The sequence below is a fragment of the Kitasatospora sp. MMS16-BH015 genome (genome assembly GCF_002943525.1).
GTDB lineage: Bacteria > Actinomycetota > Actinomycetes > Streptomycetales > Streptomycetaceae > Kitasatospora.
Window position 1 is genome coordinate 3,233,313 of the sequence record NZ_CP025394.1, and the last position, 23,465, is coordinate 3,256,777.

Annotated in this window: 19 protein-coding genes; 9 read left to right on the forward strand and 10 right to left on the reverse strand. The window is 74.0% G+C overall.

The window, feature by feature from the left end; translation table 11 throughout:
* Window positions 1-56 precede the first annotated feature (56 nt).
* The 6 genes from ahcY to CFP65_RS13895 all read right to left on the reverse strand — a co-directional run bounded on the left by ahcY (window position 57) and on the right by CFP65_RS13895 (window position 6,285).
* Window positions 57-1,505, reverse strand: coding sequence for an adenosylhomocysteinase (ahcY, locus tag CFP65_RS13870; RefSeq protein WP_104816388.1), 1,449 nt, complete (start codon window positions 1,503-1,505; stop codon window positions 57-59).
* A gap of 285 nt (window positions 1,506-1,790) precedes the next feature.
* A complete protein-coding gene (locus CFP65_RS13875; protein ID WP_104816389.1) occupies window positions 1,791-2,759 on the reverse strand; it encodes a cation diffusion facilitator family transporter in 969 nt (322 codons plus the stop codon).
* Between the two features lie 120 nt (window positions 2,760-2,879).
* On the reverse strand, window positions 2,880-4,079 hold the full coding sequence (locus CFP65_RS13880; RefSeq protein WP_104816390.1) for an SIS domain-containing protein: 1,200 nt from the start codon (window positions 4,077-4,079) through the stop codon (window positions 2,880-2,882).
* 30 nt (window positions 4,080-4,109) lie between these two features.
* Window positions 4,110-4,292, reverse strand: a complete 183-nt coding sequence (locus tag CFP65_RS13885) for a Trm112 family protein (protein WP_104816391.1) — start codon at window positions 4,290-4,292, stop codon at window positions 4,110-4,112.
* 119 nt (window positions 4,293-4,411) lie between these two features.
* On the reverse strand, window positions 4,412-5,800 hold the full coding sequence (locus tag CFP65_RS13890) for a phosphomannomutase/phosphoglucomutase (RefSeq protein ID WP_104816392.1): 1,389 nt from the start codon (window positions 5,798-5,800) through the stop codon (window positions 4,412-4,414).
* Window positions 5,801-5,922: 122 nt separating this feature from the next.
* Window positions 5,923-6,285, reverse strand: coding sequence for a DUF3499 domain-containing protein (locus tag CFP65_RS13895; protein WP_254552383.1), 363 nt, complete (start codon window positions 6,283-6,285; stop codon window positions 5,923-5,925).
* Window positions 6,286-6,415: 130 nt separating this feature from the next.
* Between CFP65_RS13895 and CFP65_RS13900 the strand changes: the two genes are divergently transcribed.
* Complete coding sequence (locus CFP65_RS13900) at window positions 6,416-6,865, forward strand: metallopeptidase family protein (RefSeq protein ID WP_104816394.1); 450 nt, start codon at window positions 6,416-6,418, stop codon at window positions 6,863-6,865.
* 39 nt (window positions 6,866-6,904) lie between these two features.
* On the opposite strand, the gene CFP65_RS13905 is transcribed toward CFP65_RS13900, so the two are convergent.
* From CFP65_RS13905 to CFP65_RS13915, 3 genes are all read right to left on the reverse strand, one after another.
* The gene (locus CFP65_RS13905) at window positions 6,905-8,596 is read right to left on the reverse strand and encodes a DUF5719 family protein (RefSeq protein WP_104816395.1); all 1,692 of its coding nucleotides are present in this window, start codon (window positions 8,594-8,596) and stop codon (window positions 6,905-6,907) included.
* A 3-nt stretch (window positions 8,597-8,599) separates the two neighbouring features.
* Entirely contained in the window at window positions 8,600-12,493 is a 3,894-nt protein-coding gene (locus CFP65_RS13910) for a glycosyltransferase family 2 protein (protein WP_104816396.1), read from the reverse strand.
* 305 nt (window positions 12,494-12,798) lie between these two features.
* Window positions 12,799-13,071: a WhiB family transcriptional regulator gene (locus tag CFP65_RS13915; protein WP_104816397.1), complete on the reverse strand. Its 273-nt coding sequence runs from the start codon at window positions 13,069-13,071 to the stop codon at window positions 12,799-12,801.
* 813 nt (window positions 13,072-13,884) lie between these two features.
* Between CFP65_RS13915 and CFP65_RS13920 the strand changes: the two genes are divergently transcribed.
* The 5 genes from CFP65_RS13920 (at window position 13,885) to CFP65_RS13945 (ending at window position 18,687) form a co-directional block, all read left to right on the forward strand.
* Window positions 13,885-14,430, forward strand: coding sequence for a cysteine dioxygenase family protein (locus CFP65_RS13920; RefSeq protein WP_254552945.1), 546 nt, complete (start codon window positions 13,885-13,887; stop codon window positions 14,428-14,430).
* Window positions 14,431-14,466: 36 nt separating this feature from the next.
* Window positions 14,467-15,432 (forward strand): 2-phospho-L-lactate transferase, encoded by a 966-nt coding sequence (gene cofD / locus CFP65_RS13925; protein WP_104816399.1) that lies wholly within the window; start codon window positions 14,467-14,469, stop codon window positions 15,430-15,432.
* 38 nt (window positions 15,433-15,470) lie between these two features.
* Window positions 15,471-16,811, forward strand: a complete 1,341-nt coding sequence (locus CFP65_RS13930; protein ID WP_371682532.1) for a coenzyme F420-0:L-glutamate ligase — start codon at window positions 15,471-15,473, stop codon at window positions 16,809-16,811.
* A 182-nt stretch (window positions 16,812-16,993) separates the two neighbouring features.
* Complete coding sequence (locus CFP65_RS13935) at window positions 16,994-17,923, forward strand: DNA-3-methyladenine glycosylase (protein ID WP_254552384.1); 930 nt, start codon at window positions 16,994-16,996, stop codon at window positions 17,921-17,923.
* 347 nt (window positions 17,924-18,270) lie between these two features.
* Window positions 18,271-18,687: a cupin domain-containing protein gene (locus tag CFP65_RS13945; RefSeq protein WP_104816401.1), complete on the forward strand. Its 417-nt coding sequence runs from the start codon at window positions 18,271-18,273 to the stop codon at window positions 18,685-18,687.
* On the opposite strand, the gene CFP65_RS13950 is transcribed toward CFP65_RS13945, so the two are convergent.
* Window positions 18,657-19,667, reverse strand: coding sequence for a peptidoglycan recognition protein (locus CFP65_RS13950; RefSeq protein WP_104816402.1), 1,011 nt, complete (start codon window positions 19,665-19,667; stop codon window positions 18,657-18,659). The genes CFP65_RS13945 and CFP65_RS13950 overlap by 31 nt on opposite strands.
* Before the next feature lie 103 nt (window positions 19,668-19,770).
* Here CFP65_RS13950 and CFP65_RS13955 point away from each other — a divergent pair, with 103 nt between their 5' ends.
* The 3 genes from CFP65_RS13955 to CFP65_RS13965 all read left to right on the forward strand — a co-directional run bounded on the left by CFP65_RS13955 (window position 19,771) and on the right by CFP65_RS13965 (window position 23,416).
* On the forward strand, window positions 19,771-20,562 hold the full coding sequence (locus tag CFP65_RS13955) for a TIGR03089 family protein (RefSeq protein WP_104816403.1): 792 nt from the start codon (window positions 19,771-19,773) through the stop codon (window positions 20,560-20,562).
* A gap of 37 nt (window positions 20,563-20,599) precedes the next feature.
* Window positions 20,600-21,886 (forward strand): LCP family protein, encoded by a 1,287-nt coding sequence (locus CFP65_RS13960; RefSeq protein ID WP_254552385.1) that lies wholly within the window; start codon window positions 20,600-20,602, stop codon window positions 21,884-21,886.
* Between the two features lie 102 nt (window positions 21,887-21,988).
* Window positions 21,989-23,416, forward strand: a complete 1,428-nt coding sequence (locus CFP65_RS13965; RefSeq protein ID WP_254552386.1) for an LCP family protein — start codon at window positions 21,989-21,991, stop codon at window positions 23,414-23,416.
* Window positions 23,417-23,465: the final 49 nt, after the last annotated feature.

Sequence of the window (23,465 nt, forward strand, 5' to 3'; positions counted from 1 at the left end):
CACCCCCGTGCGGGGGTGCCGGCCATCGACTGGCACCGACTGGCGCTGACTGGGGATCAGTAGCGGTACTGCTCGGGCTTGTACGGGCCCTCGACCGGGACGCCGATGTAGTCGGCCTGGTCCTTGGAGAGGACGGTCAGCTTCACGCCGAGGGCGTCCAGGTGGAGGCGGGCCACCTTCTCGTCCAGGTGCTTCGGGAGCACGTAGACGCCGACCGGGTACTCCTCGGTCTTCGTGAAGAGCTCGATCTGCGCGATCGTCTGGTTCGCGAAGGAGTTGGACATCACGAAGGACGGGTGGCCCGTCGCGTTGCCCAGGTTCAGCAGGCGGCCCTCGGACAGCATGATGATCGTGTGGCCGTCCGCGAAGCGCCACTCGTGGACCTGCGGCTTGATCTCGGTCTTCACGATGCCGGGGAGCTTCGAGAGACCGGCGATGTCGATCTCGTTGTCGAAGTGGCCGATGTTGCCGACGATCGCCTGGTGCTTCATCTTCTCCATGTGCTCGGCAAGGATGATGTCCTTGTTGCCCGTGGTGGTGATGAAGATGTCCGCGATTCCGACGACCTCCTCCAGGGTGGTCACCTGGTAGCCGTCCATCGCCGCCTGCAGCGCGCAGATCGGGTCGATCTCGGTCACGATCACCCGGGCGCCCTGGCCGCGCAGCGACTCCGCGCAGCCCTTGCCCACGTCGCCGTAGCCCGCGACGACGGCGACCTTGCCACCGATCAGCACATCGGTCGCCCGGTTGATGCCGTCGATCAGCGAGTGACGGCAGCCGTACTTGTTGTCGAACTTCGACTTGGTCACCGCGTCGTTGACGTTGATCGCCGGGAACAGCAGCTTGCCGTCACGGTGCATCTCGTACAGGCGGTGGACACCCGTGGTGGTCTCCTCCGTCACGCCCTTGATGGTGGCCGCCATCTCGGTCCACTTGGAGGGGGCCTCGACCAGGGTGCGGTTGAGGAGCTCCAGGATGATGCGGAACTCGTCGTTGTCGGCGGTGGACGGGTCCGGCGCGGCGCCGGCCTTCTCGAACTCGACGCCCTTGTGGATCAGGAGGGTGGCGTCGCCGCCGTCGTCCAGGATCATGTTCGGGGTCTGGCCGTTCGGCCAGGTGAGCGCCTGCTCGGTGCACCACCAGTACTCGTCCAGGGTCTCGCCCTTCCAGGCGAAGACCGGGACACCGGTCGGGTTGTCGACGGTGCCCTCGGGGCCGACGGCGATGGCGGCGGCCGCGTGGTCCTGGGTGGAGAAGATGTTGCAGGAGCACCAGCGGACCTCGGCGCCGAGCGCGGTGAGCGTCTCGATCAGCACGGCGGTCTGGATGGTCATGTGCAGCGAGCCGGTGATGCGGGCGCCGGCCAGCGGCTGGGAGGCCGCGTACTCCTTGCGGATGGCCATCAGGCCCGGCATCTCGTGCTCGGCCAGCTGGATCTCCTTGCGACCGAACGACGCCAGGGAGAGGTCGGCGACCTTGAAGTCACCGGTGATGTTCGACGACATGCGTCTTGGCTCCTCGCTGAGGGGTGGGATGAGTCTCGTCCGGGTGTGCTCGACGGCAGAGTGCCCGACGGCTCGGCACCCTGCTGCGGCACAATCCGTCGGAGGACCTCTCTCCCTCGACCGGGTGCCCGGGGTAGCCGGGCAGGACCGATCGACCGCCATCAGCAGCGACGTTTGGCTCTGGAGACGAATCTACACCGACGGCGTATTCGCACGGGCTCCGTACGGCCGATTCGGGGGCGCGAACTGCCGCCCGGGGGGCTCGGAAGGGGCTCGGACCGGAGGTCAGTGCTGGGCCGGGCCGCCGGGGGTGGCCTCGCGGTCCGGGCCGGCGGCGGCCTTCTCGGCGCTGAAGATGTCAGGTTCGAGGTAGATCGCGCGGGCGATCGGGACGGCCCGGCGGACCCGGACCTCGGCGGCGTCGATCGCCTCGGCGACCTGGGCGGCGCTGTCCTCCGCGTTGACCGCGATCTTGGCCGCGACCAGCAGCTCCTCCGGGCCGAGGTGCAGGGTGCGCATGTGGATCACGTCGGTGACGGTGTCGTGGTCGACCAGCGCGTCGCGGATCTGGGCCACCACCTCCTTGTCGGCCGACTCGCCGATCAGCAGCGACTTGGTCTCCAGGGCCAGCACGATGGCGATGGCCACCAGCAGCAGGCCGATGCAGAGCGTGCCGACGCCGTCCCAGACCCCGTCGCCGGTGATCACGGTGAGCGAGACGCCGAGCAGGGCGAGCACCAGGCCGATCAGCGCGCCGGCGTCCTCCAGCAGCACCACCGGCAGCTCGGGCGCCTTGGCCCGGCGGATGTACTGCACCCAGCTGTGGCCGCCCTTGGCCTTGCCGGCCTCCCGGAAGGCGGTGAGGAACGACCAGCCCTCCATCAGGATCGCGAAGACCAGCACGCCGACCGCCCAGCCCCAGCCGTGCAGCTCGTGCGGGTCGTGGATCTTCTCGTAGCCCTCGTAGCAGGCGAACAGCCCGCCGACGCTGAACAGCACGATGGCGACCAGGAAGCCGTAGACGTACCGCTCGCGGCCGTAGCCGAAGGGGTGCTGGCTGTCGGCCTCGCGGGCGGCCCGCTTGCCGCCGACCAGCAGCAGCACCTGGTTGCCGGAGTCGGCCAGCGAGTGGACGCCCTCGGCGAGCATCGAGGAGGAGCCGGTGAAGGCGAAGGCGGTGAACTTGCTGACCGCGATCGCCAGGTTGGCCGAGAGGGCCGCCACCAGTGCTTTGGTGCCGCCTTCGGTGCTCATGCTGGGCCCTCCCGCTGGGCTGGGTTGTCGGTACGGCTGGTGCCGAGCGGACACGTTATCCCGTGACGGGGAGTTTGCTGAGCTTTGGTCAGGGCTTGGGACGGTCTTGGCCGCGCCGGCTCAGCCCGCCGGGGTGGCCAGGGCCAGGTAGACGGCGGCGAAGTCGCCCAGGGCGATCAGCTCGGCAAGCGCCCTGAGCGGGTCGGCCTCGGGGGTGGTGAGGTCGCTGGTGCGGATGCCGTGGGCGTCCGCCAGGCGGCGGGCCCGGCTGATCGCGTACCCGGGGTCGGTGTACTCGTCCTCCTCGGCGGCGGCCCGGCGCAGCAGCACCACCTGGAGCAGCAGCGGGTCGGGCTCCTCCACCCGGTCGCGGAAGAAGTCGTCCGGGTCGGCGGCGGCGCCGAGCTTGGCCACCAGCATGCCCCGGTGGGCGGTGAGCACCTGCGGCAGCACCCCGGGCAGCGCGGGGCGGCCGGCCCGCTCGGCCAGCATCGCGGCGAAGCGCTCGGCGGCCACCGCGCTGAGCGGGCCGTCGGCCCAGAGCAGCGGAACGGTACCGGAGAGCCGGGCGGCCAGGTCCTTGGCGGGGTTGGTGTACGCGGCGGCGTCCGGGCGGCAGCGGACGGCGAGCTCGTCCAGCAGGTCGGCGGCGCCCGCCAACGAACCCTCGGGCAGCTGGGTGACGCCGAGCTCCTCGGTGAGCGCGAGCAGCGGGGTCAGGAAGGCCCAGAGCGCGCCGACCTCCTCGGCGGGCAGGTCGGCCTCGGCCGGGCCGCTCTCCTCCTCGGCCTCGTACGGGGCGGCGGCCACGTACGGCAGTGGCAGCGCGCGGACCTGGAGCGCGGCATCGGCCAGCAGGCTGCCGGCCGGGGCGATCACGGCGATCGCGCAGCCCCGGGCGTAGGCCTGCTGGGCCAGGCTCACCAGGCCCTGCTCGCCGCCGTCGGCGGTGGCCAGCACCACCAGGTCCAGCGGACCGGCCCAGCCCGGCAGCTGCCAGACCAGCCCGGCGGTGAACGCGGGGGTGGCGAGCCGGCCGTGCTGGACGGGGGCCACGTCGTGCGGGGCCAGGGTGTCGATCTGACTGCTCGTCGCGGTCAGCGCGGCCAGCGCCTGCCCTGCCGTCAGCGCGGCGCCGTGACCGGCCACCAGCACCGTGCGCGGGCGGCCGTCGGGCCGCAGCTGGGCGATCCCGGCCGCCTCGGCGAGCCGCAGCGCGTTCCGGACACGGGCCCCCGCGCCGGCCAGGCGGAGCAGGGCGTGCTCGTGGTCGGCGCGCTGGAGGGCGGCCGGGTCGTCGAGCAGGGAGTCGTCGAGCATGCGGCTGTCCTCCGGGAGAGGGCGTGCGGGTCAGGAGGGGCGGCGGGCCTCGTCCACCAGGAGGACCGGGATGCCGTCGCGGACGGGGTAGACCAGGCCGCAGCTCTCACCGGTGCAGCGCAGCTCGGTGTCCGCACCCTCGGTCTGCTCTGCGAGGGCCGAGTGGCACTGGGGGCAGACCAGGATGTCGAGCAGGAAGGACGGCAGGCTCATGGCTCTGGGCTCCAGGTTCGTACGGGTGCTGCGGGGAGCTGATCGAGCCCCGACCGGGGATCAGCCTACCGGTCGGGGCTCGGGGTGTGGCAGAAAGCGGGTGCGGCGGGGAGTGAGTCTCAGGCGCGGACGGTGGCCAGCACGCTGTCACGCAGCTCCGCCATCCGAGCCGGGTCCTTCGCCTCCACGTTCAACCGCAGCAACGGTTCGGTGTTGGAGGCGCGGAGGTTGAACCACCAGTCGGGGCCGGCGACAGTCAGGCCGTCGAGGGTGTCGAGGGTGACCCCCGCCTGGCCTTCGTAGGCGGCGCGGACCTCGGCGACCTTGGCGGTCTGGTCGGTGACGGTGGAGTTGATCTCGCCGGAGGCCGCGTAGCGGTCGTACTCGGCGGTCAGTGCGGAGAGGGTGCCGTGCTGGCCGCCCAGGGCTGCCAGGACGTGCAGGGCGGCGAGCATGCCGGTGTCGGCGCGCCAGAAGTCCCGGAAGTAGTAGTGCGCGGAGTGCTCCCCGCCGAAGACGGCGTCGGTGGTGGCCATCTCCTGCTTGATGAAGGAGTGCCCCACCCGGGTCCGCACCGGCTTGCCACCCAGCTCCCGCACCACCTCCGGCACCGTCCACGAGGTGATCAGGTTGTGGATGACCGTCGGCTCCGCCTCGCCGGCGGCGCGGGCGCGGGCGATCTCGCGGGCCGCGACCAGCGCCGTGATCGCCGACGGCGAGACCGGCTCACCGCGCTCGTCCACGACGAAGCAGCGGTCCGCGTCGCCGTCGAACGCCAGCCCCAGATCCGCACCGACCTCCCGCACCCGCGCCTGCAGATCCACCAGGTTCGCCGGGTCCAACGGGTTCGCCTCGTGGTTGGGGAACGTGCCGTCCAGCTCGAAGTACAGCGCGTCCACCTCCAGCGGCAGACCCTCGAAGACCGTCGGGACGGTGTGCCCGCCCATGCCGTTGCCCGCGTCCACCACGACCTTCAACGGCCGGATCCCCGTCAGGTCCACCAGCCCCAGCAGGTGGTCCGCGTAGCCGCGCAGCGTCTCCGCCTGCGAGAGCGAGCCGGGCTTGACGCCCTCCAGCGGCGGGACGGTGACGGTGCCGTCCGCGGCCGTCCAGGACTCGACGAGCTCGCGGATCTCGGACAGGCCGGTGTCCTGGCCGACCGGGGCCGCGCCGGCCCGGCAGAGCTTGATGCCGTTGTACTGGGCCGGGTTGTGGGAGGCGGTGAACATCGCACCGGGCAGGTCCATCGACCCGGAGGCGTAGTACAGCTGGTCGGTCGAGCAGAGCCCGATCTCGACCACGTCCGCACCCGAGGCGGCCGCGCCCTCGGCGAACGCCCGCGACAGCGACGGCGAGGACGGGCGCATGTCGTGGCCCACCACGACCGCCGCGGCCCCGACCACCCGCACGAACGCCGCACCGAACGCCCGCGACAGGCCCTCGTCCCACTGGTCCGGGACCACGCCACGCACGTCGTACGCCTTCACCAACTGCTTCAGGTCCCGCACTACCGCTCCATCAGGTGTTGGGGGTTCGGCCCGTCGCACAGGCCCCGCATCGGACGTAGGCAGCGTACCGGGCCTGATGCGGCGGGAGGGTGAACCGCAGCTGACGGGCGGGGAGGTGAAGGTCAGTTGTCCGGGGAGCGCAGCACCCGCAGGTGGCCCCGGCGGCCGGCCTCGGGCTGGCCGGGCTGGGGCTGACGGGGGGTCGAGGGCTGCGGGCGGGCGGCCTCGCGGACGGCGTTGGCCAGGGCCTCGAGGTCGTCGCTGCTGCGGCGGAGCGGGCCGGCCTCGGCGGCCAGGCGGACGACCTCCCAGCCGCGGGGGGCGGTGAGGCGCTCGGCGTGCTCGGCGCACAGGTCGTAGCAGTGCGGCTCGGCGTAGGTGGCGAGCGGGCCGAGGACGGCGGTGGAGTCCGCGTAGACGTACGTCAGCGTCGCGACGGCCGGTCGGCCGCACGCGGTCCGCGAACAACGACGTACAGAGCTCACGAGGGTGGACGGTACAGCACGGACGACCGGGCCGCGAAGACCCGGTCCCCCCGAGTGGGGTGTGTCGGCGGCGCGAGGGTGGTCGAGGTGGTCCACTTCCGGGCTCCCAAGGGCTAGGCTCGGTGGTGACATGGAGAGTTCCGCACACCGATCCCCGGCAGAGCCGCCGCTACGCCGTCGCCACCGCGACCGGCACGGCCGTGGCCTGCGCGGCCCGCTGGCGCCGCCTCAGGTGCCGATCTCGCTGACCCGGTCGGAGCTGTTCGACGACTACGTCCGGGAGTCGGTGGAGCGGCTGGAGCGCCGCTGGCCGCAGCTGGCCGAGGTCGAGTTCGCCGTGCAGGAGGTGCCCTCGCCGGAGGACGGCGAGGGCGATCCGGAGAGCGTGCCGCTGGGGCGGCTGATCCCGGCCACGCAGGGCGGCAAGAGCCGGATCGTGGTGTACCGGCGGCCGGTCGAGATCCGCTTCAAGTCGCGGGACGACCGGGCCGCCCTGGTGCACGAGATCCTGATCGAGCAGGTGGCCGACCTCCTCGGGCTCTCGCCCGACGCGATCGACCCCCGTTTCGACGAAGAGTGACCAGGTAGGGGTGCGGGTCGGCCGCACCCCTGGCGCGGGTCACCGCAGCAGGACTCCCGGGTCGGCGGCGGCCTGCGGCACCTGGACGGTGCTGTGGTCGTCGCGCAGCGCCTGGATGGTGAACATCGGGACGTTGTTGGTGGTGATCGCGAGCATCCGGGCCGCCACCACCGGGCCGCCGGAGAGGGTCTCCACGGTGAGGCCGTAGCTGCCGTTCAGTCCGTTCGGCTCGGGGCTCGGCAGGCTGACGGTGGCTCCGGCCGGGATCGGGAGCTCCTTGGTGGCCGGGGTGCCGCCGTTGATGCCCGCCGAGGCGGTGATCCGGACCTTGGCGGCCTCGCCGGCGGAGGTGAGGTAGAGCGTGCCGGAGCCGCCGCCCCGGTTGTCGGCCACCGAGGCGCGCTGGCCGACCGGCGCGGAGCCGGAGACCCAGGCCACGTCGGACTTGCCGTTCTGGCTGCGGTCGATCCGCAGGCCGGCCACGATCGGGGTCTGGTGCGCCGGGTCGCTCGGGGTGAGCCGGAGTGCGCCGACCTCGCCCCGGGTGACCTGGCCCAGGTCGACCGCGCTGACCATGCCGGACTTCACGTGGATGCTCTCGTGCCCGGCCGGGGTGAACCAGCCGTTCTTGCCGGAGACCTGGATCTTGAGGTCGGCGTCGTCGTCTCCGGGCGCGGCCACCACCAGGTGGGCGTTGGTGGCGTCGGCGGGCAGACCGGGCAGCACCGCCGTGGGCGCCGGCTCGACGGAGGCGGGCAGCCAGTCGGCGCCCTTGGTGCCGTCGGTGGTGTGCAGGCCCGCGCCGACCCGGCCGTTGCGGACCACGGCGTGCACGGTGAGGTCCTTGACGCCCGGGGCGAGCGTCTTGAGCCGGATCGCCTGCGAGGTGCCGGGGGCCAGCGTGATGCCGTTGGCCGCGTCCACGTCGATCGGGCCCTTGTCGCCGTACAGCTTGAGGTCGACCACGGCGCCGGTGCTCTCGGCGTTGACCAGGCTGACGTAGTCGACCCGGTCGCCGTCGGTGCTCGCGCCGGCGAACCAGAAGCTGGTGCCGGCCGGGGTGCAGGTCAGCCCGGACATCCCGGTGCCGGCCTGGTCGGTGACGATGCTGGTCTGGCCGACCGTGAAGCCCGGGGCGTAGCCGCCGGTGGCCACGGCCGCCGTGCCCGGGGCCTGGTCGGCCCCGGCCGCCTGGCCGATGGCCGGCACGCCGGGCTTGACCAGCAGCGCGCGGGCGCCGGGCGGCACCTGGGCCGCCGGGGCGCCGCTGCCGCTCGGGGCGGGCGCGGGGTTGGCGGGCTGGGCCGGGGGCGGCGCCACGTCGGCGAGCACGGCGCTGCCGCCGGTGGCCTTGGCCCCGACCGGGCTGTAGAGCGTGTAGGCGGTGCTGCCGGTCAGGCCGTGGATCGGCTGCGGGCAGACCGCGGCCACCCGCTCGACCTGGGTGGTGGTGACGGCCCCGCCGGTGGCCGCGGCGGCCGGGGCCACCGGCGGGCGCAGCTCGGCGATGCCGAACACCACGGCCAGCACGGCCGCCGCGGCGAGCAGCGACTGGGTGGTGCGGGTGACGCCCCCGGGCAGCGTGCGGCCCCCGGCGGGCGCGGCGCCGCCGGACGCGGTGGCGTCACCGGGCTCGCCGTACCCGGCGCCGCCCTCGGCCGGGGCGCCCGAACCTGAGCGCTTGAGCTGGGGTGCCTTGAGCTTGGGCGCCTTGATGCTGGGCTTCTTCATGGGTCAGTGCCCCGTTCCGTGGTGGTGCGGGTGACCGCCGGTGCCGTACGGGTCCTCGGGGTCCTGCGTCGGGTCGTAACCGGGGGCGTAGCCCGGCTGCTGCTCGTAGCCCTGCGGCTGCTGCTCGTACGGGGACTGCTCGTACGGCTGCTGGCCGGGCACCCAGGCCTGCTGCTGGTGCTCGGGGGCCGGGTAGCCGGAGTACGGGTCGTAGTACTGGCCGGGCTGCGGGGCCTGCGCGTACGGGTCGCCGTACTGCTGCGGCTCGGCGTAGGCCTGCTGGGCGTACGGGTCGCCGTACTGCTCGGCGTACGGCTGCTCGCCGTACGGGTCGCCGTACTGCTGCTCCGCGTAGGGGGCGCCGGCCGGCTGGGGGGTCGGGTACTCGGCGTAGCCCTGGTCCGGGCCGGGGTGGCCGGGCTCGGGCTCGGTGCCGGTCTGGGCCGGCACGGCGGCGTAGACGCCGGTGGCCTCCTCGCCGGTCTCGCCCTCGCCGCGCTCGGCCATCCGGCGGGCCCGGCGGCTGCCGGGCACCGGGGCCTGGGCCTGCGCCTGGGCGGCCAGTGCGGCGGCGGCGACCACGTCCTCGGGGAGGTCGTCGTCGTTGTGGTTGCGCCGGCCGGGCAGGGCAAGCACCAGCACGGTGAGGCCGAGCAGCAGTTGGGCGGCGATCCACCCGCTGTGCAGCAGGTCGGTGCTGCGGGTGACCTCCAGCTTGCCGCCGCCGGCCGGCAGGGCGAAGCCCTGGGCCCAGCCGTCCACCGGGTCGGTGGCCGTCAGCGGGGTGCCGTCCAGGGTGGCCTGCCAGGAGCTGTCCGCGCTCTCGGCCAGCCGCAGCACCCGGCCGGCCGGGCCGGCCGGGATGTCCACGTAGATGTCGTGCGCCCCGGCGGCCACCGGCACCGGCTGGCCCTTGCCGCCGGTGATCACGGCCCGGGCGACGGGGGCGCCGCTGACCTGCCAGAGGGCGGCGCCGCCCTCCTGGTTGAGCTTGGTGAGGCCCGGGGTGGTGTCGAGCACGTCCCGCACCTTGGCGATCATCGGGTCCTTGACCTCGACGTAGCCCACGCCGTACCCGGCCAGCGCCTTGGCCTGCTCGCCGCCGGAGCCCGCGAGCAGCCCGCCGACCAGCTTGGTCAGCCCGGCCTGGGCCGGGTCGGAGCTGTCCACGGTGCCCTCGGCCTGGCCGAGCGTCAGACCGGCGCCCCGGACCAGGGCGAAGCGCACGTCGGTGGCGCCGGCGTCGCCGGTGAGCACCAGGGTGCGGGGGCGGGAGACGGTGTCGGCCTCGGCGGCGACGAAGGCGGGCACCTGGGCCTCGGTGGAGCGGCCCAGCGGGCCGGCCGCCCCGGTGACGGCCCACCAGACGGCGGTGCCGAACGGGGCCAGCACGGCCCCGGCCACGATCACGGCGGCCACCGGCTGGCGCCAGCCGAAGGAGATCCCGGCGACGCGGGCGTTGGCGCCGTCGGCGCCGATCGCCGCGGCAGCGAGCAGCGCGACACCGGCCAGCAGGGTGGCCGGGCCGGCCCAGGCGGGCTCGGCCGGGCCGCCGGAGGCGGGGGTGACGGCGGTGCCGGCCACGGCCACCGCGAAGAGCAGGCCGGCCCCGGCGGCGCCCCAGGCGGCGAGCACCGCGCGGCGGCGGTCGGCGCGCAGCAGCGCGGCGAGCGCGGCCAGCACCACGCCGGCGGAGAGCCAGACCGGCGGCACCCCGGCGCCGCCGGGGTTGACCAGCACCAGGCCGGCGGCGGTGGCGGGCGAGCCGGTCAGGCCGGGCAGCCCGGCCTCCAGCAGCAGTCGGGAGGGGTGGGAGAGCACGCCCAGCGACCAGGGGGCGAGCACCAGCACGGGCACCCCGAGGATCACCAGCACGCGCAGGCCGAGCAGCCGGACGGCCTCGGCGCCGGAGCCGAAGGCCCCGCCACGCAGCACCGCGTGGGCCAGCGCGGCCAGCGAGAGCGGCACCGCGATGGCCCAGGTGAGCGGCACGAACGCGGTACAGACGGTGAGCATCAGCACGGTCATCCAGGTGGACCGCCAGCCGGGGCGGCCGCCCCGGGCGGCGGTCTCGGCGCGGATGCCGAGGCCGGCGGTGACCGCGGCGGCGCGGGCCAGCGGCGGCAGCAGCACGGCCAGCACCAGGGTGCCGATCCGGCCCTGGGCGAGCGCGCCGGCGGTGGCGGGCAGCAGCGCGTACGCGGCGCTGGCCCAGGCGCGGACCAGCTTGGACTCGATCAGCGGCCGGGAGACCAGGTAGGCGCTGACGGCCGCGAGCGGCACGGCGAGCACCACCAGCAGGGTGACGGCGAGGTCGGCGTGGCCGAGCAGCACGCTGGAGAGCACGGCGAGCACGGCCAGGTACGGCGGGGAGCCGGCGGTGGAGCCGGTGCCGACGGGGTGCCAGCCCTCGGCGTACATCCGCCAGAGGCCGGAGGCGCCCTCGGAGGCGGGCAGCAGCGCGCCGCCGAGCAGGTCGCCGCTACCGAGCAGGCCGCGGCAGGCGAACAGGGCGAAGACCAGCAGGGCGGTGAAGAGCAGCGGGGCCGGGCGCCGGGCGAGCTTCTTGAGCAGTGCGAACTGCTCGATCACCAGGTCGTCGGCGTCCTCGTCGCCGGGGCCGGACTCGGCGGTGCCGTGCCGGCCGGCGCCGGATTCGTCGCCCCCGCCGCCGATGCCGAGGGAGCTGACGGCCTGTTCGACCGCGAGCCGGGCGGTGGCGCCGGGGGCGGGGAAGAGCGAGCGGTCGTCGAGCGGGTCGCCGCTGCGGGTGCGGGCCCGGCGCTTGCGGGCGGCCAGGATCCGGGGCAGCCGGACGAGTTCGTGGCCGAGGCCGGCCAGCTCGTCGAAGGCCCGGCGCGGGTCCTTGCCGACCAGGTCGGCGATCACCCGGAAGACGGTGCCGAACACCAGCCGGAGCAGGACGTAGGGGAAGAGCGAGCCCTTGGAGTTGGCGAGCAGGGTGAAGACGGCGCCGGCCTTGTCCACCCGGTGCGGGTGCGTGGTGCCGGTGTCGATCGAGCGGCGCTCGCGGCTGGCCGCCTCGGCGTGCCGGAGCACGGCGTCGGGGGCGACCACCACGCGGTGGCCGGCGGCGTTGACCCGCCAGCAGAAGTCGGTGTCGTCGCGCATCAGCGGGAGCGCCTGGTCGAAGCCGCCGAGCTCCTCGAACACGTCCCGGCGCACCAGCATGCCCGCGGTGGAGACGGCGAGCACCGGCCGCACCTGGTCGTGCTGGCCCTGGTCCTGCTCGCGGCGGTCCAGACCCGTCCAGCGCCGGCCGGAGCGGGCGATCGTCACGCCGACCTCGAGGAGCTGGCGGCGGTCGTACCAGCTGCGCAGCTTGGGGCCGATCACGGCGGCGCTCGGGGTGGTGTCGGCCACCTGGAGCAGCCGGCGCAGCGCGTCGGTCTGCGGTTCGCAGTCGTCGTGCAGCAGCCAGAGCCACTCGACCGGCCGGGTCTCGCGCGGGCCGCTGCGGCCGAGTTCGTCCTCGGCGCCGAGCGGGTCGCCGAAGTCGTCCCAGCCGCCGGTGACCGGGTCGTAGCCCGAGGGGTCCAGGCTGTACGGGAGGTCCTCGGGCCGCAGCGGGGGGGCGCTTTGCACGGCCTGGCCCACCGCGTTGCCGAAGCCGGCCCGGCGGCCGAGCACCAGCGGGCCGCTCTCCGGCAACCAGTCGCCGAGGGTGTCCCGGAGCAGCTGGGGGGAGGTGTCGGTGGAGCCGGTGTCGACGGCGAGGATGCGCTGCACCTGGCGGTCCTGGCCGAGCAGGCCGGCCAGGGCCTGCGGCAGCCAGCGGGCGCCGTCGTGGGAGACGATCACCGCGGTGACCAGGTGGCGCGGGTAGGCGGGAGGCCTGGCGGCGGCGAAGCCGCTCTGGTGGCTGTGGACAGTCATCGAGTGCGCAGGCCCCAGTGTTCGGTGGATGCAGCTTCCGGCGGCCGAGGTGCGGTGCCGCATCGGGGGATGCGATCGGGCATCTGGCTGGCGCACCACACTAACGGCTCCCGGTGCGGCCGTTGCCCTCGGGCCGCTGCGTGCAGCGGCGGATCCGGGCCCGGGCGGGAGTGGATCGTGCGCGCGGAATATGTCGGAATGGTGCCGGGAATGCGAAAGCGCCCCACCATTCCTCATGGTGAGGCGCTGAAGTGCGCGGGCCGGAGCCCGGAGTGCGGCCGGTGCGCTGTCCGTACGGACGACGCTCAGACGGCGCTCTTCTTGAGCCGACGACGCTCGCGCTCGGAGAGACCGCCCCAGATACCGAAGCGCTCGTCGTTGGCGAGGGCGTACTCGAGGCACTCGGAACGGACCTCACAGGCGAGGCAGACCTTCTTGGCCTCGCGGGTGGAGCCGCCCTTCTCGGGGAAGAAGGACTCCGGGTCGGTCTGGGCGCACAGCGCGCGCTCCTGCCAACCGAGCTCTTCCTCTTCCTCCTCGATGCCCTCACCGATCAACAGCTCAAAGAGCTCGCTCATTTGGCGCGCCTCCTCTGCCCCTTGTGGCGTCCCCGTGGTGTTGCCGTTGCCTGGAGCGGCGGAACGACACGAGTGAAATTACATGTGCGTCACTCTGGCCCAGTCAAGCCGAGCTCTGGTATTGGGCCGAGGATTCACTCCCCGGCACCAAGGCGCTACGATAAGTGTACATATCCGGACATTCGGAACTTCCCGCATCTTCAGCCCGAATCGGACGCAATCGCCCACAAACACCCACCGGCTGACTAGCAGTCAACACGGGTCACCGCCGGCCTGACCACCCCCCGAACGGGGGGACGCGGTGGAGCGGTGGCCCGGTTGCCGGGTCCTTGGGCTGCCTTCCCGGCGATTTTCGCATCGAAACCTAGAGGGTGATTTATCACCCCATCAGGTAGTTCCGGTGTGATCTGCCCCGAATGTCCGGAACGACGCTTGACACCGCACACCCTGTTGCGCTCTGCTTGGTGCTATGTCAGAGTTCGCCACCCACCGGAGCCGCCAGGCCGTGCTCCGTCGTGCCGCGAGCTCGCTCTGTTGTCGCCTCTGTTCCAGCTGTACCTAGGCGCTCGCGTCCCACCGCGCGCCGCCCGCAGCAGACAGAGGCCGCCCGCGAGACAGTCCCCCCTTCCGCGGTCACCGGCTGACCCCTTCCGCACCAGCCGCCCGAGGACTCCTTCCATGCGACTGCCCCGCATCCGCCGCCGTAACCGCGACCGCGCCCGCCAGGCCCGTGCCCTGGCCACCGAGCTCCGGGTCGCCGAGCTCCAGGTCACCGAGCTCACGGTCACCGCCGCCCCGGGCTGGGGCGACGGCCTGAGCGACATCAGCATCGCCGGTGACCCGCTGGCCTTCCCGCACCTGGCCCGCACCGACCTGCCCGCCCACCCGACCACCGTCGCCGGGTACGCCCGGCTGGTCCGCGAGATCGCCGCCGACACCGAGCGGTGGGCCCCGCTGGTCCGCTACGACGCCCTGACCCGCTGGTACGCCCGGCTGGAGACCGGCCCCGGCTACGAGGTCTGGCTGCTCAGCTGGCTGCCCGGCCAGAGCAGCGGCTTCCACGACCACGGCCCGGCGGCCGGCGTGATGACCGTCGTCCAGGGCGAGCTGGTCGAGCGCTCGCTGACCGAGGCCGGCGAGGGCGTGCGGACGCTGCGGCCCGGCGCACAGCGGGTCTTCTCCACCGGGTACCTGCACGAGGTGGTCAACCCCGCGCTGGAGCCCGCCGTCTCGATCCACCTCTACTCCCCCGGCCTGGTCGAGATGAACCAGTACGGCGCGCAGGCCGCAGGTTCGCAGGTCGCAGGTTCGCAGACCACCGATGCGCACGCCGAGGGCGTCGGCGAGCCCCGGGTCTGATCCGGCGTCACCGGCCCGCCTGGCAGGATGGGCGCCATGCGCATCGTGGCACTGGCAGGCGGGATCGGTGGGGCGCGTTTCCTGCGCGGCCTCAAGGACGTGATCACGCCGGACGACGAGATCACCGTCATCGGCAACACCGGCGACGACATCCACCTCTACGGGCTCAAGGTCTGCCCCGACCTCGACACCCTGATGTACACCCTCGGCGGTGGCATCCACGAGGAACAGGGCTGGGGCCGGGCCGAGGAGACCTGGTCGATCAAGGCCGAGATGAAGGCGTACGGGGTCGGCCCCGAGTGGTTCGGCCTCGGCGACAAGGACTTCGCCACCCACATCGTCCGCACCCAGATGCTGGCCGCCGGCTACCCGCTGAGCGCCGTCACCGAGGCGCTCTGCGACCGCTGGCAGCCCGGCGTCCGGCTGCTGCCGATGACCGACGACCGCGTCGAGACGCACGTGCGGATCACCGAGCAGGGCGCCCTGCGGGTCGTCCACTTCCAGGAGTACTGGGTCAAGCTGCACGCCGCCGTGGACGCCGAGGCGATCATCCCGGTCGGCGCCGAGACCGCCAAGCCCGCACCCGGCGTGCTGGAGGCCATCGCGGCGGCCGACGTGATCCTGCTGCCGCCGTCCAACCCGGTGGTCTCGATCGGCACCGTGCTCGCCGTCCCGGGCATCCGGGCCGCCGTGGCCGCCGCCCCGGCCCCGGTGGTCGGGCTCTCCCCGATCGTCGGCGGCGCCCCCGTGCGCGGCATGGCCGACAAGGTGCTGGCCGCCGTCGGTGTCGAGGCCACCGCGGCGGCCGTCGCGCTGCACTACGGCGCGGAGCTGCTGGACGGCTGGCTGGTGGACACCGCCGACGCGGCCGCCGTCGAGCCGGTCACCGCCGCCGGGATCACCTGCCGGGCCGTCCCGCTGCTGATGACCGACGCCGAGGCCACTGCGGCGATGGCGCGGGCCGCGTTGGAGCTCGCCGAGCAGGAGCGGGGCGCCCGGTGAGAGGGGCTGCTGGGTCGGCGGCCGGGGCTGACGGTGTGGTGGCCAGGGCCGACGGTGTGGGGGCTGGTCGGGGTTGCGCGGAGCTGACCGGGCTTCAGGTGGTGCCGGTGCTCGGGCTGCCGGAGGTGGTGGCCGGGGACGATCTGGCCGAGCTGATCGCCAAGGCCGACGAGTACCGCGACGGTGACGTCCTGCTCGTCACCTCGAAGATCCTGAGCAAGGCCGAGGGCCGGCTGGTGCAGGCCGAGGACCGCGAGGCCGCGATCGACGCCGAGGCCGTGCGGGTGGTGGCCCGGCGCGGGCGGACCCGGATCGTGGAGAACCGGAACGGCCTGGTGATGGCCGCCGCCGGGGTCGACGCCTCCAACACCCCGCCCGGCACCGTGCTGCTGCTGCCCGAGGACCCGGACGCCTCGGCCCGCGCGCTGCGCGCCGGGCTGCAGCGGCTGACCGGCCGTCGGCTCGCCGTGGTGGTCACCGACACCTTCGGCCGCCCCTGGCGCAACGGCCTGACCGACGTGGCGATCGGCGCCGCCGGCCTGCGGGTGCTCGACGACCACCGGGGCCGCCGGGACAGCCACGGCAACGAGCTGGTGCTCACCGTCACCGCCACCGCCGACGAACTGGCCGCCGCCGGCGACCTGGTGAAGGGCAAGGCCACCGGCACGCCCGTCGCCGTGGTCCGGGGCCTGGCCGGCGCCGTCACCGAGGAGGACGGCCCGGGCGCCGCCGCCCTGGTACGGCCCTCGGCCGACGACCTGTTCCGTCTCGGCACCTCCGAGGCCGTCCGGGAGGCCGTCACCCTGCGGCGCACCGTCCGCTCCTTCACCCCCGAGCCGGTCGACCCGGGCGCCGTCCGGCGCGCCGTGGCGGCCGCCGTCACCGCGCCCGCCCCGCACCACACCACGCCCTGGCGGTTCGTGCTGGTGGAGTCCGCGGAGGTGCGGACCCGGCTGCTCGACGCGATGCTCGACGCCTGGCGGCGCGACCTCGCCGAGCTGGACGGTTGGGACGAAGCCAAGATCGCCCGCCGCACCGCCCGGGGCGAGGTGCTGCGCGGAGCGCCGTACCTGGTGGTGCCCTGCCTGGTGATGGACGGCTCGCACACCTACCCCGACGCCCGGCGGGCCGCCGCCGAGCGCGAGATGTTCGTGGTGGCAGCCGGGGCCGGCGTGCAGAACCTGCTGGTCGCGCTGGCCGGGGAGGGCTACGGCTCGGCCTGGGTCTCCTCGACGATGTTCTGCCGCGACACCGTGCGGGCCGCACTCGACCTCCCGGCCGGGTGGGACCCGATGGGCGCGGTCGCCGTGGGGCGGCCGGCCGAACCGGCTGCGGCGCGGGCGCCGCGTGGGGTCGAGGCCTTCATCGAGGTGCGGTGACGGGTGACGGGTGACGGGTGACGGGTGACGGGTGGCAGGTGACAGCTGACGGGTGGCAGGTGACGGGTGGCAGGTGACGGCTGACGCTCGGCAGATGACAGCTGACAGATAACGGATGGCTGTCAGCCGATGACAGGTGACGGATTACGGGTGGCGGGCGACGGGTGACGGGTGGTGCGGCCGTGACTGCAGATCTGACGGGGGCGGCCGTGCGGCGGTGGCGGCCGGGGTATCCGTTGGACCTGGCCCGGACGCTGCTGCCGCTGCGGCGCGGGCCGGGTGATCCCTCGTACCGGAGGGCCGGGGACGGTTCGCTCTGGCGTGCCTCGCGGACGCCGGCCGGGGTGGGCACCCTGCGGTTGCGGATGGTCGACGGTGAGGTGGAGGCCGCCGCCTGGGGCCCCGGTGCGGAGTGGCTGCTCGAACGGGTGCCGCAGTGGCTCGGGGCCGCCGACGAGCCCGAGGCACTGGTGCTGCCGCCCGGGCCGCTCCGCGAGGCGCAGCGGAGTTTCGCCGACGTACGGCTGCCCCGGACTGGGCTGGTGCTCGAATCGCTGGTGCCCGCGATCCTGGAGCAGAAGGTCACCACGGCGGAGGCGTACCGCTCCTACCGGGAGCTGCTGCTCCGCTTCGGCACCGTCGCGCCGGGGCCGGAGGCGGCGGCGGGCCTGCGGGTCGCGCTCTCCGCGCGGGAGTGGGCCCTGCTGCCGAGTTGGGAGTGGCACCGAGCCGGGGTCGACCCCAAGCGTTCGGCCACCGTGGTCCGGGCCGCCCGGCTGGCCGCGCGGCTGGAGGAGGCGTCGGGTTTCGACCACGAGGCGGCCTTCGCCCGGCTGACCGCCGTGCCCGGGATCGGGATCTGGACCGCGGCCGAGACCCTGCAGCGCAGCAACGGCGACGCCGACGCCGTGTCGGTGGGTGACTTCCACCTGCCCAACCTGGTCGGCTGGGCCCTCGCCGGGCGGGTCCGGAGCGACGACGCCCAGATGATGGAGCTGCTGGAGCCGTACCGGCCGCACCGCTACCGCGTCTGCCGCCTACTGGCGCTGGCCGGGGCACATGCCCCGCGGTTCGGCGCCCGGCTCGCTCCGAATGATCACCGTGGGCGCTAGGACGTACCCCTCCAGGGGCGCGGGGAACGGCGCGGCCGACCATGCACCACCTGCTGTCTTACTCACATGCCCGGTTGCACTGTCCGTTGCTGGTGCAACTGACTATCGGCGCGAGATGACACGGAGGCTTCTTCCGATTTCGCGCAGTTCCCCGCGCCCCTGGTGGCGACCCTCGCAGTCCCCCGCGCCCCCGGTGGTGCAAGGTCACCAAATAGGCCGCACCGGGCCGGCGGGGGCGATCCGGGTCAGGTCCGAGACCAGGGCTCCGAACCGCTCCTCCCCCAGTGCCTCTCGCCAGGGCGCCACCGCCTCGCGCGCGGGCACGCGCGCACTTCCGGGGGTTGACCATGCCGTTCATCCGCGCCCACGAGGCCACCGTGTACGAGATCCACGGAGCCACCTTCACCTCCTACGCCCGACCCGCCGGCGGCAGCCGCAGCCTCGCGGCCTGGCGCGGCGAGCTGCCGCCCAGGCTGGTCGCCCCGGCGCACACGGTCAGCCACGAGGAGGTGTTCTACGTGCTCTCCGGCCGCCCGCGCCTGACCATCGACGGCGAGTGCGCCGATCTCGTCGCCGGAGATGCGGCAGTGGCGCCGGCGGGCTCCACCCTCTCGGTCGAGAACCCGCTGGACGAGCCGGCCCGGCTCTGGGTCACCACCGAGATCGGCCTCAGCGCCACCCTGGCCGACGGCACCGTGCTCACTCCGCCGTGGGCCAACCACCCGAGCGGGGCTCAGCCCCGGAGCGCGGGCAGCGCCGCGTAGAGGACGTCACCGGGGCACTCGGTGTTGAAAGCGTCGCGGTGGCCGGAGATCGCGTTGAAGGAGACGGCCGTGCCCTTCTTGTAGCGGCTGCCGTCGGAGGCGGAGGTGAGGGTGGCGGTGCCGGAGGGCGGCTGGTGGGCGAAGGCGAGTTTCCAGGCGGCGGTGCGGGCGAGGGCGTCGGCCTGGGGTTGGGGGACGGGGGCGGAGACGTAGGTGCCGAGGGCGGCGATGCCGGCGGAGTCGGTGTTGAAGCCGAGGGTGTGGGCGCCCAGGACGGGCTTGTCGATGCCGCCGGCGCGGCCCTCGTAGACGGTGCCGCAGCGGTCGACCAGGAAGTTGTAGCCGATGTCGCGCCAGCCGTTGGTCTTGACGTGGTACTGGTAGATCGCCCTGATCAGGGCGGGTGCGTCCGAGCAGGCGTAGTCGTTGCCGGTGTCGGTGTGGTGGATGAAGACGACCCGGACGGGGCCGGTGTAGCCGAGCTCGGGTTCGCGGAGGGATTCGTCGGCGCCCCAGCCCGCGCGGGTGACGATGCCCTGTTCGGTGGTGGAGCGGTGGGACGGGGAGCGGCCGGGGTCGACCAGTTCGGCGCGGAGGCCGGCCGGGCGGGGGCCGAGGACCCGCAGGGCCACGCCGTCACTGGGGCCGACCCAGAGCGGGGCGGTGCTGCCGCGACCGCGGGGGCCGTCGGGGCGGTCCTCCGAGTCGAGCTGCAGCGGGCGCCAGGCGCTCCAGTGGCCGGTGGCGGTGGAGCGGGTGCGGACCTCCACGCCGGCGGGGGCCTGGGCCGGGTCGTCCCAGCTGACGCCGATCAGGGCGAAGGGCGTGGTGTCACTGGGCGTCAACTCCCGGGCCTCCGCGGCCAGCGGGAGGGTGCGGACGCCGCTGGCGAGGGCAGGGTGGGCGGTGGCGGGCGGGGCGGCGAGGGCCGCGCAGACGGCCAGCGCGGCGCCGGGGGCGGCGTACCGGGAGAGGCGCATAGTTGTGATGATGCGACCGGAGCGGAGCTGACGCCACGCCAGTTCGCCAGCCGTGCCCTCCCCTCCCGGGGTGGCCGTCGGAGGTCGTAGGCTGGGGTGCACCATGACTGCGCCTTTCGCTGCCGACGCCCGCACCCCCGCCGAGCTGCTGCACGCATACCTGCGCGCGGGGGCCTCCGACGCGGACCCCTCCCGTCCCCTCGTGACCTTCTACGACGACGCGACCGGCGAGAGAGTCGAGCTCTCCGCCAAGACCTTCGACAACTGGGTGGCCAAGACCGCCAATCTGCTCCAGGACGAACTCAACGCCGGGCCGGAGGACCGCGCCGCGCTGCTGCTGCCCGCGCACTGGCAGAGCGCGGTCTGGCTGCTGGCCTGCTGGTCGGTCGGCGTCACGGCGGTGCCCTGGGGCGACCCGGCCGACGCCGACCTGGTGGTCAGCGGGCCGGACGGCCTGGAGGCCGCCCAGGCCTGTTCCGGCGAACGGGTGGCGCTGGCGCTCCGTCCGCTGGGCGGGCGCTTCCCGCAGCGGCCCGAGGGCTTCCTCGACTACGCGGCCGAAGTGCCCGGCCAGGGCGACCGGTTCGCGCCGTACTCCCCCGTGCACCCCGACGCCGCCGCCCTGGAGACCCAGGTCGACGGCCTGCCGCTGAAGCTGACGGGCCGCCAGACGGTGGAGTTCGCCCGCGAGGGCGCGCAGCGGCTCGGGCTGACCACCGGCAGCCGGGTGCTCTCCACCCTCGGCTACCAGGACTGGTCGGGGCTGGAGGCCGGGCTGCTCGCGCCGCTGGCCGCCGGCGCCTCGGTGGTGCTCTGCCGCAACTCCGAGGGCCTGACCGAGGAGCAGTGGGAGAAGCGGCTCGAATCCGAACGGGTGACTCTCCGGCTGAGCTGACCGCGCCCGGGGCCCGGCCGGGGTAATGATCACCGCCATGGCCGCCGACGAAGAACCCCCGTACGAAAGAGCCCCGTACGGAGCAGACCAGAGCGAGCGCCCCCCGGCCCCACCAGGCGGGGGGCGCCGCCGCTTCCGGTTCGGCCGCCGGTTCCTGCTGATCGGCTCCGGGGTGCTCGCCTTCCTGCTGATCGCCGCGGGCGGGCTGCTCTGGTACGGCTACCAGAAGCTGGACGGCAACATCGGCCGGGACACCCGCACCGGCGAGCTGCTGCGGCAGCAGGAGTCGGAGCGGCCGAGCCGCAGCGCGGCGGCCGGCAGCGCGCAGAACATCCTGCTGATCGGCAGCGACGACCGCAGCGGGGCCAACGCCGCGTACGGCGCGGCGGGCGGGCAGCGCTCGGACACCACGATCCTCTTGCACCTGGCGGCCGACCGGCGGCACGCGACGGCGGTGAGCATCCCGCGCGACCTGATGGTCACGGTGCCGCCCTGCCGGCTGCCGGACGGCACCCGCTCGGGCACCCGGTTCATCCAGTTCAACTGGGCCTTCGAACTCGGCGGCGCGGCCTGCGCCATCCGGGCGGTGGAGAAGATGAGCGGGATCCGGGTGGACCACCACCTGATCCTCGACTTCACCGGCTTCAAGAAGATGGTCGAGGCGGTGGACGGGGTCGAGGTCTGCGTGCCGCACGCGATCCACGACAAGGACGCCCAGCTCGACCTGCCCGCCGGGCGGCAGACCCTGAACGGCGAGCAGGCGCTCGGCTACGTGCGGGCCCGCGAGACGCTCGGGGACGGCAGCGACACCCAGCGGATGGGCCGGCAGCAGCTGTTCCTCGCCTCGCTGATCCGCAAGGTGCAGTCGCAGGGGGTGCTGCTCGATCCGACCAAGCTCTGGCCGCTGCTCTCCGCCGCGACCTCGGCGATCACCGCCGACGAGGGGCTGAGCCACCTGAGCGCCCTCTACGACCTGGCCCAGGACCTGCGCTCGACCGACCCGGAGTCGATCGTCTTCCTGACCGCCCCGCGCCGCCCGTACCCGAGCGACTGGAACCGCGACGAGCTGGTGCAGCCCCAGGCCGACCAGCTCTTCGCCGCGCTGCGGGCCGACCGGGTGGTGGAGGTGCGGCCGTACCAGTCGGCCTCCCCCACCCCCACCCCGGCGCCGGCGCCGAGCCCGGTGGACGACCCGAGCGGCGACCCGAGCAGCGGACCGACACCCGATGGTGGGTCCCCGTCAGCCTCGGTCACCGCCCTCCCCGAAACGAGTCCGACCCTGGAGGGGCAGCGGGCGACGCAGGAGGTCTGCCCGATGCACTGAGCCGCATCCCGCGCCGGTTTGCCCGGTTCTGTCAGGGATCGTCTCCGTGGGGGTGATCACACCGTGCCCGAACCATCTCGACCGCTCGTCTAGGGTGTCCGGGTGAACAGCCGACAGGCCCTCAAGTGGGCCGCCGGGGGCACCGCCCTGCTGCTCGCCGTCGGGTGCGGCGGCGCGTACTACGCCTACCAGCACTTCAACCGGAACATCTCCGCCGTCGAGGTGCACCTCGGCGATGCCGCCGAGCGCCCCCAGGCCGCCACCGACGCGCTCAACGTGCTGGTGATCGGCACCGACAGCCGCGAGGGGCTCGGCCGCGCGTACGGCGACGAGGGCAGCACCGGGCACGCCGACACCACCCTGCTGTTCCACGTGGCCAAGGACCGGGGCAGCGCCACGGTGCTCAGCATCCCCCGCGACCTGATGGTGCCCATCCCCGAGTGCCGGGCCGGCGCGCGGACCATCCCCGGCGAGGTCCGGGCCATGTTCAACAGCAGCCTCGGCGAGGCCGGCCGCGACGCGGGCTGCACCTGGAAGACGGTCGAGAAGCTCACCGGCGTCCGGGTGGACCACTTCCTGATGGTCAACTTCCAGGCCGTGAAGTCGCTCTCCACCGCCGTGGGCGGGGTGGAGGTCTGCGCGGGCAAGGACATCGACGACCCGGGCTCGCACCTGGTGATGCGCAAGGGCCGGCACCTGGTGCAGGGCGAGGAGGCACTGGCCTTCGTCCGCACCCGGCACGCCGTCGGCTACGGCGGGGACCTCACCCGCATCCCGCTGCAGCAGCAGTTTCTCGGCTCGATGATCCGCAAGGTGAAGAGCACCGACACCCTGACCAGCCCGACCCGGCTCTGGCAGCTCGCGGACGCCGCGACCAAGGCGCTCACCGTGGACTCGGCGATCGGCAGCGTGGACCGGCTCAAGGACCTGGCCCTGGACCTGGGCCGGGTCGACCCCAAGGGCATCACCTTCACCACCGTGCCGGTGCTCGACGACCCGCGGAACCAGGACCACCTGGTGCTGCGCCAGCCGGACGCCGGGCAGCTCTTCGCGATGATCGCCACCGACCGACCGCTGACGGCGGCCCCGGCCGCCGCGCCCGCCCCGACCACCCCGGCTTCCCCGGCTTCCCCGACGGAGGCCCCCGCCTCCCCGGCAGTCGACCCCGGCTCCGTCGCGGTCACCGTCCGTAACGGGACGGGGATCGGCGGGCAGGCCGGGAAGGCCGTCGCCACCCTCCGGGGCAAGGGCTACGACCGGGCGACCGTCGGGTCGGACGCCGAACCGGCCGCCACCGGCACCGTCTCCTACCCGAGTGGGCACGGCGCGGAGGCGGCGGCCCTCGCGGCGGCCCTCGGCCTGCCGCCCGATGCGGCCCGGGAGGGCGGCGGGGACACCCTGGTGGTGGTGCTCGGCCGGGATTCCGGCGGTACGGTGGCGAGTTCCGCCGTACCGACCGCCGCACCGACGGGAGTGCCGGCCGACCTGCAACGGCTCCAGGCGGACGACGAAGCGGCCTGCGCGAAGTAGCGGCGACCCGGCCAAGTATCCGGCCGCCACCAGCTCTTGACCGGCCCGG

Coding starts and splice junctions, on each gene's coding strand:
- CFP65_RS13885 (WP_104816391.1), bottom strand. CDS start 4,292: ATGAGCCTGCCGTCCTTCCTGCTCGACATCCTGGTCTGCCCCCAGTGC.
- CFP65_RS13880 (WP_104816390.1), bottom strand. CDS start 4,079: ATGCTCGACGACTCCCTGCTCGACGACCCGGCCGCCCTCCAGCGCGCC.
- CFP65_RS13915 (WP_104816397.1), bottom strand. CDS start 13,071: ATGAGCGAGCTCTTTGAGCTGTTGATCGGTGAGGGCATCGAGGAGGAA.
- CFP65_RS13960 (WP_254552385.1), top strand. CDS start 20,600: ATGGCCGCCGACGAAGAACCCCCGTACGAAAGAGCCCCGTACGGAGCA.
- cofD (WP_104816399.1), top strand. CDS start 14,467: ATGCGCATCGTGGCACTGGCAGGCGGGATCGGTGGGGCGCGTTTCCTG.
- CFP65_RS13900 (WP_104816394.1), top strand. CDS start 6,416: ATGGAGAGTTCCGCACACCGATCCCCGGCAGAGCCGCCGCTACGCCGT.
- CFP65_RS13955 (WP_104816403.1), top strand. CDS start 19,771: ATGACTGCGCCTTTCGCTGCCGACGCCCGCACCCCCGCCGAGCTGCTG.
- ahcY (WP_104816388.1), bottom strand. CDS start 1,505: ATGTCGTCGAACATCACCGGTGACTTCAAGGTCGCCGACCTCTCCCTG.
- CFP65_RS13945 (WP_104816401.1), top strand. CDS start 18,271: ATGCCGTTCATCCGCGCCCACGAGGCCACCGTGTACGAGATCCACGGA.
- CFP65_RS13875 (WP_104816389.1), bottom strand. CDS start 2,759: ATGAGCACCGAAGGCGGCACCAAAGCACTGGTGGCGGCCCTCTCGGCC.
- CFP65_RS13950 (WP_104816402.1), bottom strand. CDS start 19,667: ATGCGCCTCTCCCGGTACGCCGCCCCCGGCGCCGCGCTGGCCGTCTGC.
- CFP65_RS13910 (WP_104816396.1), bottom strand. CDS start 12,493: ATGACTGTCCACAGCCACCAGAGCGGCTTCGCCGCCGCCAGGCCTCCC.
- CFP65_RS13905 (WP_104816395.1), bottom strand. CDS start 8,596: ATGAAGAAGCCCAGCATCAAGGCGCCCAAGCTCAAGGCACCCCAGCTC.